Annotated in this window: 9 protein-coding genes; all 9 read right to left on the reverse strand. The window is 42.1% G+C overall.

The features are described 5' to 3' along the window. Nucleotides 1-17 precede the first annotated feature (17 nt). Complete coding sequence (locus tag AACS00_RS01705; protein ID WP_110168289.1) at nt 18-1,262, reverse strand: mechanosensitive ion channel family protein; 1,245 nt, start codon at nt 1,260-1,262, stop codon at nt 18-20. A gap of 92 nt (nt 1,263-1,354) precedes the next feature. Next, complete coding sequence (locus AACS00_RS01710; protein ID WP_110168290.1) at nt 1,355-1,945, reverse strand: YjaG family protein; 591 nt, start codon at nt 1,943-1,945, stop codon at nt 1,355-1,357. Nucleotides 1,946-2,227: 282 nt separating this feature from the next. Further along, entirely contained in the window at nt 2,228-3,073 is an 846-nt protein-coding gene (locus tag AACS00_RS01715; RefSeq protein WP_072671308.1) for an Ig-like domain-containing protein, read from the reverse strand. 265 nt (nt 3,074-3,338) lie between these two features. Then, entirely contained in the window at nt 3,339-5,228 is a 1,890-nt protein-coding gene (locus AACS00_RS01720; RefSeq protein WP_110168291.1) for a methyl-accepting chemotaxis protein, read from the reverse strand. 683 nt (nt 5,229-5,911) lie between these two features. Further along, entirely contained in the window at nt 5,912-7,060 is a 1,149-nt protein-coding gene (locus AACS00_RS01725) for a hypothetical protein (protein WP_110168292.1), read from the reverse strand. A gap of 101 nt (nt 7,061-7,161) precedes the next feature. Then, the gene (locus AACS00_RS01730; protein WP_258306893.1) at nt 7,162-8,208 is read right to left on the reverse strand and encodes a sel1 repeat family protein; all 1,047 of its coding nucleotides are present in this window, start codon (nt 8,206-8,208) and stop codon (nt 7,162-7,164) included. Between the two features lie 150 nt (nt 8,209-8,358). Then, nucleotides 8,359-8,484: a hypothetical protein gene (locus AACS00_RS01735; RefSeq protein ID WP_258306894.1), complete on the reverse strand. Its 126-nt coding sequence runs from the start codon at nt 8,482-8,484 to the stop codon at nt 8,359-8,361. A 146-nt stretch (nt 8,485-8,630) separates the two neighbouring features. Continuing rightward, nucleotides 8,631-9,500 (reverse strand): sel1 repeat family protein, encoded by an 870-nt coding sequence (locus AACS00_RS01740; RefSeq protein WP_110168294.1) that lies wholly within the window; start codon nt 9,498-9,500, stop codon nt 8,631-8,633. Beyond that, nucleotides 9,484-11,982 (reverse strand): hypothetical protein, encoded by a 2,499-nt coding sequence (locus tag AACS00_RS01745; RefSeq protein WP_146205782.1) that lies wholly within the window; start codon nt 11,980-11,982, stop codon nt 9,484-9,486. Before AACS00_RS01745 ends, AACS00_RS01740 begins: the two co-directional genes overlap by 17 nt. Between the last annotated feature and the right edge of the window lie 118 nt (nt 11,983-12,100).

The raw sequence follows: 12,100 nt of genomic DNA on the forward strand, positions 1-12,100 counted from the left end.
CCGTTAAAAGCGTCGACTTACGACGCTTTTTGCCATTGACGGAAATCATTGCCCGTCGGAGCTTGAGAGACACGTAGACCAAATTCGGGTAAGACTGCATAAAGGTGATCAAAGATATCCGATTGAATGCGTTCATACTCAACCCAAACGGTGGTCGCCGTGAAACAGTACAGCTCTAAGGCGATGCCTTCATGGGTCGGTGCAAGCTGGCGAACCATCAAGGTCATTTGCTGATGAATCTCTGGATGAGCCCGTAAGTAACGCTCTAAGTAAGCACGAAAACTGCCTAAGTTCGTTAATCTTCGGCCATTAATTATGCTTCTGTCATCAACATGATGGTCACGATTATATTGGGTGATTTCTTGTACTTTTTGCTTAATGTATGGTTCAAGGAGTTGGGCATGAGTTAAACGCTCAATATCTTGTTCCGTTAAAAAGTGAACACTCGTTGCATCAATTAAAACACTGCGTTTAATGCGCCGCCCACCAGCCTCACGCATCCCCTTCCAGTTTTTAAAAGAGTCGGAAATCAGCGCATAAGTAGGAATAGTGGTGATGGTGCGATCCCAGTTTTGCACTTTGACCGTGGTTAAGCTGATATCAATCACATCACCATCTGCGCCATATTTAGGCATCTCTAACCAATCACCCACACTGAGCATTTTATTAGCCGATAACTGCACCCCAGCCACTAAACCCAAGATCGGATCTTTAAACACCAGCATAATCACCGCGGTCATTGCACCGACACCACTGAGAAGTAGCACTGGCGACTTACCAATTAATATCGAGATCACCAATAGCGTGGCAATAATAAATAAAATGATCTTAAGGCTTTGATTAAGACCTCTTAATGGCATCGTACGGCCAACGGCGGTTCTCGCAAGTAAGATCTCCAACACATTGAGCAGCGAATAAAAGGCTAACAACCCATACACTACCACCCATAACGCCACCAAGGTCAGTATCACCTCACGTAACGTGCTGTCTTGTGATAACCACAGTTGGGTTTGGATACCAATCACCACACCTTGGATCAATAAAGCAATGCGGCTGAATAAGTTGCCAGCAAACAACACATGCCGCCAAGAAGCTTGAGAATCATCAGCATGCTGTTTCAACCATCTCACCACTCCCCGATGAAGGACAACATGAATCGCAGCAGCAATCAGGACAATCAATCCTAATGCTTCAGCAACAGGGATGATGTGGGATAGTTCAATATCATACTGACTCAGCCATTGAGCCATTGATTCCAGCATGGGGCACTCCTTAAGATTGAGGTTGGATGATGAATATCGCTCGCAATACTCAAACGACGTAGCGCCGTAAATAAACAGAGTATCGGGGGTAACTAGCCTAACGTTAAGCCAATATTGCTGATACAGTCATCACGTAGCTCATGGCGCAGGTCTTTAATCAATTCAATGTCTCGCTCGGTAACTTCACGCAAGGGTCTGAAAATCGCCCATTGCACATCCCATTCGGCGCAGACCGCTTCATTGCTTTTTTGGTTATCATTGGTGATCACTTCACCGGTTTGCGCCTCTTCTAACTGAGCCACCGTACGCACTGAAATTTGACTGATTTTTTGCATCGATTCATAGAGGTCATCTCGGTCAAGTAAGCCGTGCAGTAACGTCGCCAGCGCTTCACAAGCGTCAATCGCCGGATAGACTAAATACAGCTCAAACGCTTCCGTCGTTGGGATCAATTCTTCAAGCTTCTCTAACTGACGATCGAAATCAATCTTGGCATTCTTCACCGTCATTAATTCCCAAACGCTATCCAAAATATCACGATAACGACGCGCATCCGCAAATTCTGTTTGCTGACAAAATAGAGCGTAATTAGGGTACATGCGCTCACAAAGGCAAGCCATAAAGGTAATCTGTTGCCAAGGTTCAAACTTCTCAAGACGAAGCTGCAAAGGGTTCTGTAACATAGTCACTCTAATGATTGAGGAAAAAAGACCTTGAAAGTGTACTGGATAACGAGAGGGGAAAGCAACAAAGCACCTAGGATGGCAGAAAAAACCGAGCTACCTTTAACAACGAGCAATTCCTGAAAATCGGGTAGATATAAGATTAGCGTCACTATTTATTTTATAAGGGGATTAACTGTTCTCATGAAAAGTCGCAATTGACTGCATCATTACAATCAAAATTATGCGCCAGTCATAAAACAGGCGCACAACGATTAAAATTCTAAAAATAAGGGTTAAATGCTAAGGCATTGATACACAAGATGCATAGAACGGAACACCTATGTTGTAGTCAATAATATCTCCATTATCAAGGCGAACAAGGAGAGTCTCACCACGAACTATTGTGGCCGACCAGGAGTAGTAGGTCGTTGGCCAACCACGTGCACCAAACATGTTACCAAATTTATTGTATAATTCTTCTTTTAGCTCATCTCGAGTTGCTAAACGCCAATTGGTTCTCCCCCCGATACTTTCTCTATTATAGGTATTACATAACTCCATTGCATTGTGCCAGTTAAATATATAAAAAGTACCAAGAGGACCATAAGTTCCATACTTCTCATTATGGGTACCTGTTACTGGACTACCCCCTATACTGTCTAGGTAAGCCTTAGATGGTGAACTAGTGAACAGTTTTTCACTCTTCCCGACATTAACGATATCAATACATGGGCCAGATAGACTGCTGCAGACAGTAACGGTAACTGTTTTACTGACAATACCATCTTTTTTTACTATAAGTTCAGTAGTTCCAGCCTCCAATCCAGTTAACAGACCAGAAGGTGATACTTGCGCGATCGTCTGATCCCCAACTATTTCCCATTTCACTAAATTATCTACATCGTTTTTTGTTCCATCACCGTACTGTGTCGTAGCGATCAACTGTAATGTGCTACCTTTTAACACTGAAACACGCAAAGGTGTCACTGTAATCTCTGTTATTAACGCATTAATGGCTGAACGATCATGATTAACACCAGAAACCCATTGAGAACCACTCTCTTCCTCAACGGAAAACTGAGAAAACTCGTTGGCTGCACACACTGGAATTGCTAAAAAACTAGCGAATATAAGATATTTTTTCATATACACTCCTATTTATATAAAATATGAACCAGGGAGCATAATTTATATAAGGAAAACTGTCGAGGACATATGGTTAATCTATCGTATTCTAGTTGCCTTCTATCCCTATCTATAACTAAAACAGGTGGAATCTGAGCAAGCGGAAATTAGTGATAGGTTTGAGACTAAAAGTGGTGTAGTTTCAGGTGATAGTGACATATAAATATCAAAACCACCTGAATTCACGAAAAACACCTAGGTCGTCCCAAACCTAGGCTTAGTCGACTCACAACTTAAAGCGGTTAATCTCGCTTTGTAGTTCTTTAGATAACTTCGATAGCAGCGACGCTTGATGCGATGCTTCTTTGGCTTCATTGGCGAGGCCATCAGACACATCACGAATGGCTTGTGTATTACGAGTAATTTCTTCGGTGACAGAGGCTTGCTCTTCTGCCGCAGTGGCTATCTGAGTCGCCATATCGCTGATCGTACCAACAGAAGCACTGATTTGCGCCAAACTTTGCGCAGCAACATTGGCATCTTCAACACTACTTTCTGATAGCTTACTACTGTCATTCATGATGCCCACGGCTTGGGCTGTTGTTTTCTGTAATGTCTCAATAGTTTTCTGGATTTCTTGGGTTGAGTCATGGGTTCTTTGGCTCAGAACTCGAACTTCATCAGCCACCACCGCAAAGCCACGGCCTTGCTCACCCGCCCTTGCCGCTTCAATTGCCGCATTCAGTGCCAACAAATTGGTTTGCTCCGCAATCCCTTGAATCGCCGATAATATGGCATTAATGTTTTGTGCATGTTGATTGAGGTTTTCAATGACATCTTTCGCCACCAAGACTTCTTTAGAAAGATTGCCAATCGATGCTTGCGTATGCTCAACTTGCTCTGCACCATGCTGAGATATTTTCACCGTATCCAATGCAGTAGCGGCAGTATTATCCGCATTACTGGCGATTTCTTGAGTGGCTGCCGCCATTTCATTAATCGCTGTCGCAACCATGTTAATCTCGTCTTGTTGTACGGTGATCCGTAAGCTTCGCTCATGAGCTTGTTCTGCCGTACTCTCCGCTTGTAAATTTAAGCCACGCGATACCTCTTGTAATCGGGTGATCATGCTATGCATGTTATTAACAAATTTATTAAAGTTATTGGCTAATGCACCAACTTCATCTTGATAACGAGGCTCAATACGCTGAGTTAAATCCGCATCCCCTTCAGCGATTTCGGCCAACGCACTTGATACCCGGTTAAGATCTCGAAACAGAAAACCGACTAACCATGCAACGAGGATGGCCACCAAACCGGTAATAATAACGGCCGTGATGATCAATTGGCGCATTAAGCTACTCATCGTGGCCAGTTCAACGGACTTATCAAGTTCAATGCCCAATAACCACTCGGTACCCGGTACTTTGGCGAAAAAGAAAAACTTATCAACGCCGCCGACTTTCACTTCTTGAACCTGATTATCCTTAATGGATTGGTTAATCACAGCCATGGTTAGGTTCGAGCTGTAAGTATTGAGCGGTTTTAAAATCAAATCAGCATTACGATGAGCAATAATATTGCCTGTATTACCATTGACCAATAACGCCGACGATTTTGCACCCGCATCGATAGCAATCACATCTTTAACCAGTTGATCAATCAATACATCGGCACCAATTACCCCAAATAGGCGTCCATGACGAGAAATAGGTTCAGCAATTGTCACCATTAATTGACGAGTGATCGCATCAGCATAAACGTGAGTCAGTATCTGTCGATTCTGCGCTTTCGCATCGCGATACCAGCCTCGAGTACGAGGATCATAACTGGTATCAGAAGCCCCACGCTCAGGAATCGAGCGATGCATACTGCCTTGCTCAGTACCAAAATAGAGTAAATCAAATCCGCCCGCCTGCTGGCCTTGCTGTAAGAAAGGTAAGGTATTTTCCTGCGCGGTATGCGGAATCACCGAGGTGACAATACTGCCACGAATGCTTAACCATTGGTTAATTGCGCTGGTAGCGGATTTGGTGATGCCATTGACTCGAGCCTGCAAGCTAACAGCCGTTTCATGCTTTAGTTGATTGACAGCAAGCATAGTTAGTACGACGGCCATAAAAGCAACCGCGAGAACGCTAGTGCCAATCAGTTTACTTTTTAACGACAGACTCACAATTCACCTCCTTGGTGAACAAACGAATTTCGAAATGTGGGATAACAACGATGACGGTATTTATATGGTTCTTATAAACGTAGGCTATTTTTTTAAAACTATCTGTTTTTCTCTATTTTATACAAAAATTTCAGTGTTATTATAAAATCCACTTTAAGTAATATTGCTTTGTAATCCTCTTATTGAATACTTTTAGTATCAAAAACAAACGATCTTCAAAGATATTCTGAACCGATAGATCTTGTTTTAAAAGATGTTCCTCCCTCAAACACTAAAGGGAAGCAAAAACTGTAGCGATCATTAGACTACTCAGGGAACGACCACCACAACATCCGTAAATAAAAGACTTCACCGTCGAAGAGCAAGCAGCACTAGACCTCTTTAATGTCATTGAATGCTGCTTGATTTTTAAACCTTGGATTGGATTTTTGTTAAGGAGAAAAGTTCGCTTCACGCTCAATTAAGGCTAAAAAGGAGTTTACTTTCACCTTATTGCGCGTGCTACTTCGCCACATCGATCAAATGTCCTCGTCGAAGCCTTCGCATCAGGCTGCCCAGCGTGCCCAAGGGTTACGATAAAAGGTCATAAATACTCCAATTCCAGTTAACCCCGTTATCATTTACGCCCCTAGTCCCCTCAACGACCTAAAACCGCAGTCGTTGAGGGAACCACACGATATTGATTATTTTTCAACCCAATTCATTCGGTGGGTAAAACCATCGATATAAACCATTGGGGTGATGGTTTTATATTTATCTATAGCTTTAAGCTTTAATTCATTCTTTTCTTTTATACTAATACCAGAGTTTTCGTTATTAATAATATTAGAATAACGATCATTTCCAGTTATCATGTTGTGTAATAAAGCATAGTAATATTTTTCTTCTTCTGTGAGGACATTCTGATATCTATCATTAGCAAAAAACAACATTTTCCATGTGATCGATACATGCGAGCCTAAATTGATACCATGATCAAATAAAACATCATCTTTATCAATACTTCTAATTTTATATTCTATGATTTTTGTTACTGCTGGTATATAATTGTTATTTGCAGCAACTGTTAATAATTTTATGGCAAAATCTTCTAATTCCTTATTCTTAGATTTTAATTGAGAAGATGGAGTTTCTTTAGTTAAAATCGTATCGATATAATCCATTAATGGCTGATAATAGTGCGCTTTGGCAAAGCGAATCAATTCATTCAAATACTGTTCACGGGTTTTGGTTGACTGATCCCACTGCTTTTGTTGCAGTAAAAAATACTGGGCACGTAAATCACCTTGTTCGGCTAATTGTTCAAAGCCTTTAATCGCCAAATTAAAGTATTCATCAGAACAGTTCCGCCCCCCATTAACCGATTCAATACCTAATGATTCAGCAACATCACTACTTAATGTACTAGACTTCAGATAATACAAACACTCAAATGCTTTACTGGATAATCTAAAATAAGCATGTGGATTTCCTTTAGCTAGTGATTGATTAAGCATTAATAAAATATCACGTCTTTTATTAATATTATTGATATGTATTCTTGCATACCATACCATGGCTTCGGGATCTTCACTCTCTACCAGTGGTATCAATAGCTCTTCAACTAACGGCCAGTTACCACGCTGAATATTGACCAATATTTCATACATTTTATCACCCGGCCTGACCGTGCTGGAAATGTAAGGGTCATCGGCGATACGATGGTTATTTTCTTGAATAAATGCCTGAAAATAGGGAATATCATTCTGTGGATTTGGCTTACAGGCGGTGATCAGCATCAATAAGCAACCTAAGGCTGCCCAGCGCGCCCAAGGGTTACGGTAAAAGGTCATCAATACTCCCATTCCAGTTAACCCCGTTATCATTTACGCCCCTAGTCCCTATCCCTCAACGACCTAAAACCGCAGTCGTTGAGGGAGCCACACGATATTGATTATTTTTCAACCCAATTCATTCGGTGGGTAAATCCATCGATATAAACCATTGGAGTGATGGTTTTTAAAAATTCATCAACCTCAATTTTCACTTCATCTTGAATCGCTTTACTTGGCAATTCCCAGCTAACTTTATATTCTCCAGTCAGTTTTTTGTAAAGGAGATTATAAAAATAACTTTCTTTAGATAAACCATCATAACTATAATATAGGTGTGACATCATACTAATATAGCCCAACTTCAGTGCTCTATTACGTAATTTATTTCTATCATCACCATCAGAAATGTTTTCCAACCAATTTATTGCAGGTATATAATTATTATTTGAAGCAATAGTTAACAATTGAACAGCTAAATCATATTGCTCTGGTGTTTTAGATTGATATTTATTACTACCTTGAGGTCGAATTAAAATGGTATCAATATAATCCATTAATGGCTGATAATAGTGCGCTTTAGCAAAGCGAATCACTTCATTCAAATACTGTTCACGGGTTTTGGTTGACTGATCCCACTGCTTTTGTTGCAGTAAAAAATACTGGGCACGTAAATCACCTTGTTCGGCTAATTGTTCAAAGCCTTTAATCGCTATCTGACGATTTTCTTTTGCACAAACATTTAATTGAGAGTCGGCTGAAGATTCAAGATTTAATGACTCGGCGACTTGACGGTGCAATGTTAGTTTTCCTAAATAAAAGCATGACTCACCGATATCTGACAATTCTAATGCGGCATAAGGGTTACCTTCAAAAAAAGCCCTCTGCAACAGTTCACGACTATAATTACGTTCATCGATATACATCATCATTAAACGGGCATACCATATCATGGCATCCGTATTTCCTTCATTAATTAAAGGTTTTAAATCGTGATGATTAGTACTTCCTCTTTGTAATGATAAGAAAAAATCATACATTTTATCGCCCGGCCTGACCGTGCTGGAAATGTAAGGATCATCAGCGATACGATGGCTATTTTCTTGAATAAATGCTTGAAAATAGGGAATATCATTCTGCGGATTTGGCTTACAGGCGGTGATCAGCATCAATAAGCAACCTAAGGCTGCCCAGCGTGCCCAAGGGTTACGATAAAAGGTCATCAATACTCCCATTCCAGTTAACCCCGTTATCATTTACGCCCCTAGTCCCCTCAACGACCTAAAACCGCAGTCGTTGAGGCAACCACACGGGATTGATTATGGCTGTTCAACCCAATTCATTCGGTGGGTAAAACCATCGATATAAACCATTGGAGTGATGGTTTTGATAAAAGTATCGACATCATCCTCGATTGCTTGTTTCTCTTTATCTGCCAGTTTCAAACCATCAAACTCAAAGAATCCTATCAATCTATTATTGTCTGTTAGTTTTTTAAAAAGTAGTGCATCAAAATATTGTTCTTGAGAGGGATATAAATCAACAAAATCTGTAAATAATGTATATTTTCTAGATATCGTTTTCGTCGAACCTAACTGTACTCCTTGTTGAATAAGATCGTTATTTTTTTTATGTAAGATCTTTTAATTTTGATCAACTTATTGATGGCTGGTGTATAATTATGATTCGCCGCTATGGTTAATAGTTCTAAGGCTAGCTGATTTTGCTCTGGTGTTTTAGATTGATATTTATTACTACCTTGAGGTAGAATTAAAATTGTATCAATATAATCCATTAATGGCTGATAATAGTGCGCTTTGGCAAAGCGAATCAATTCATTCAAATACTGTTCACGGGTTTTGGTTGACTGATCCCACTGCTTTTGTTGCAGTAAAAAATACTGGGCACGTAAATCACCTTGTTCGGCTAATTGTTCAAAGCCTTTAATCGCTATCTGACGATTTTCTTTTGCACAAACATTTAATTGAGAATCGGCTGAAGATTCAAGATTTAATGACTCGGCGACTTGACGGTGTAATGTTAGTTTTCCTAAATAAAAGCATGACTCACCGATATCTGACAATTCTAATGCGGCATAAGGGTTACCTTCAAAAAAAGCCCTCTGTAACAGTTCACGGTTATAATTACGTTCATTAATATGGATAATCATTAAACGGGCATACCATACCATGGCATCCGTATTTCCTTCCTTAATTAAAGATTTTAAGTAATGGCGACTGGGTTTGCCTCTTTGTAATGATAAGAAAAAATCATACATTTTATCGCCCGGCCTGACCGTGCTGGAAATATAAGGATCATCGGCGATACGATGGCTATTTTCTTGAATAAATGCCTGAAAATAGGGAATATCATCCTGTGGATTAGGCTTACAGGCGGTGATCATCATCAATAAGCAACCTAAGGCTGCCCAGCGCGCCCAAGGGTTACGGTAAAAGGTCATAAATACTCCAATTCACGATGGTTTCATTCGGGTGTTCGCTGCCTGAGTGTAAACGCAGGGGCTGCCCAGCTTGAGGGGCTGGGTTGGCGACTTCACTGATAGGGTGCGCGCGATACCGCGCCACTTTACGATCGGTGGCGCCCCAAAACATATTGATGCGTTCCACAATCTCAAAACGACTCACAATCATATTACGAGATAAGGTTTGAGAATTATTATTAAAAGCCCTAATTAAATCATCTTCAGAAATAAACGCTTTAACCAACTCAGCCAGTTGTTGCCAGTTGTGCAGATACGCCGCCCATTCTTCGGGGTAGTTTTTCTCTGCCTCCGCTGCGGGGTTAAGGCTCATTCTTATTAAGGTCTCTTTCCACTGCCGTTGGCTGTTCTCTTCACCTTGGCGGGTATCTGCCGCTAACCATTGCATAATTTGGACAATGGCTTGAGCTTGTCTTTGGTTGCTCTCTGTTGCGGTAAACTCTCCTTGTGATCGAGTCTGCTTTTTAATTAAGGTTGAAAATATATTAGATAGCGTTTCTGGTGGTAATTTCTCTATCCATAAACGAGTCGCAGCAGCTCTCTCTTCTACTGTCGTTGTAATGAAGCGAGCCAACACCGGCGCATACTCACGGCTCATCACCTGCTGACGATAATCCGACCAACTGGTCACGGGCATCAGCAGGGCTTGTGAGACAGTTAACCCCATGCCGACTGCGAAGGTTAATATATCATTCAACATCATAAAACTGTCATTAATGCCGTTATCGCCCGCCTCACCAAAGACCGCTAACTGCCTAAAGCCACTTTGTTTTAGTGCCCCCAATAAACAGCCGATAAATTCATCCGCTGCAAAGGCATCAACCCCAATCGCCACTCCACCTTTACAGCCCGGTCCCAATGCCCAAGCCGCAGAGGCCTCAACCACTAACAGGCCTCCTTGAACAATCAAACGAAACCCCGCATGAGCCCCCACGCCGAATGAGCCTGCCAGTTCGCCTTTTACTGACCCCAGTTTTTTTACGGTGGCTGGGCGACGAGATGGCGATGGCGGCAACCAGTGGACACTGATACTCAGCACACCACCCGCTTGAACGCCAGCAAACACATCCACCTCGGCTTTCGCTTGCCCCGCTAACCGCGCACGCTCAACCGATTGTAATGTCGTACCTGGCAGTAGGTAAGCCTCATGGATATTGGCATCAAACAGTCCCACTGCGCTGCCCTTAATACCGATGCCTTCACGCTGATCACTCGGCCCAAAGCGAATATCGGTGCTTAATTGACACGTCGCCGCGGCTAAACCATACACACTCCCTTCCAGATACGCGAATAGCTCACCGGCTGAATAGCTCTGCGCTTGCCACTGGTTATCAAAATAACGAATATTAAGCGGTTGCCCTTTTACGTCCTTTTTATTTTCCTTAGTTAAGCCTTGATTGGGTTGCAAAGGCAGCCATGCACTCACACTCAATTGGCCTTGTAATACGGTTAAAGAGGCCGAGAGTTTGCCCTCTCCACCCAGCATCAAAGGTTGCGCCACGGTGTGCTGACTGTTTAACTGACCTTCGGCTTTGCTACTAAAGCGTAAAAATTGGATGCCGGCATCAGCGGTGTAGAGCGGCTGATCGCCATTCGGCCCCAATCCACTTTGATAATGATAAGCATCTTGCCAAAAGACACTGTCAAAGCTCTTGGCGATATCTGACAATTCAATAGTGACTTTAGGTTCCGTTAACGCCTTCATTGCTTGCGCCACGGTTTCGGCTTTTACGGTATCTTCCCCACTGTGTGAAGGGTCGTTAAATGCCAATTGACGTGTGATATCTTTTACATGTGAAGCGGCGCACCAATCATAACGGTCATTAGACTGCTCAGGAAAATACCACCAAGGCCCACGCAAATAAAAGACATCACCTTCAGAAAGCAAACAGCACTCGACGACCTGAATATCATTGAATTCTGCCAGATTTTTAAACCCAGGATTGGATTTTTGCGAAGGGGTGAAGTTCGCTTCATCTTCAATTAAAGTCAATGATGCTGGCCATTTTGCCTTCTCATCCTCATTGAATAGAGTAAAACGGAGTTTATTGTCACCTTGCTGCGCATTCTCCTTCGCCAAATCGATTAAATGGGCCACTCTGGCGAGTGCTAATTTTTTCACCCAGAGCAGTTTTTTAAACATCTCACCAAGCGGAGTATTATCTACATGAGTCCCGATGAGCTGAGATAATCTCCCTTTATGGGTCTCGATGCTGTTATCCATTATCGCGATCAAGGCCTTAGCGGGGTAGTATGACCAACCAGCGATGCTGGTGTTGGTAATCAGCCCAGTGATATGCTCAGGTGTCACGTCAGGGCGGTCGTAAACCTGACCTTGCACTTCTTGGTATAAGTCATCAATCAGTTTCGTATCATTAATCGGCAAAACGTATTGAGCATTTCGCCATGGTTGCTTAGCCAGTGTGTTGGGGCCTTGAGACACACCGCGCGAACCTTCTAACTGCTCTAGGCTTAAGCACTGTTCGAGGATCGCCAAACCCGCGGCATTTAATAAGCGTAGATGAGTTGCACAGACGAATTCATTTTGTTTAGCAACTAAA

The sequence above is a fragment of the Vibrio sp. 11986-1-5 genome (genome assembly GCF_963878025.1).
In the GTDB taxonomy this organism is placed as follows: domain Bacteria; phylum Pseudomonadota; class Gammaproteobacteria; order Enterobacterales; family Vibrionaceae; genus Vibrio; species Vibrio injensis.

What these genes read in the sequence shown, in the direction of transcription:
- AACS00_RS01725 (WP_110168292.1), bottom strand. Translation starts at nt 7,060, where the DNA reads ATGACCTTTTACCGTAACCCTTGGGCGCGCTGGGCAGCCTTAGGTTGC.
- AACS00_RS01710 (WP_110168290.1), bottom strand. Translation starts at nt 1,945, where the DNA reads ATGTTACAGAACCCTTTGCAGCTTCGTCTTGAGAAGTTTGAACCTTGG.
- AACS00_RS01740 (WP_110168294.1), bottom strand. Translation starts at nt 9,500, where the DNA reads ATGACCTTTTACCGTAACCCTTGGGCGCGCTGGGCAGCCTTAGGTTGC.
- AACS00_RS01715 (WP_072671308.1), bottom strand. Translation starts at nt 3,073, where the DNA reads ATGAAAAAATATCTTATATTCGCTAGTTTTTTAGCAATTCCAGTGTGT.
- AACS00_RS01730 (WP_258306893.1), bottom strand. Translation starts at nt 8,208, where the DNA reads ATGCTGATCACCGCCTGTAAGCCAAATCCGCAGAATGATATTCCCTAT.
- AACS00_RS01705 (WP_110168289.1), bottom strand. Translation starts at nt 1,262, where the DNA reads ATGCTGGAATCAATGGCTCAATGGCTGAGTCAGTATGATATTGAACTA.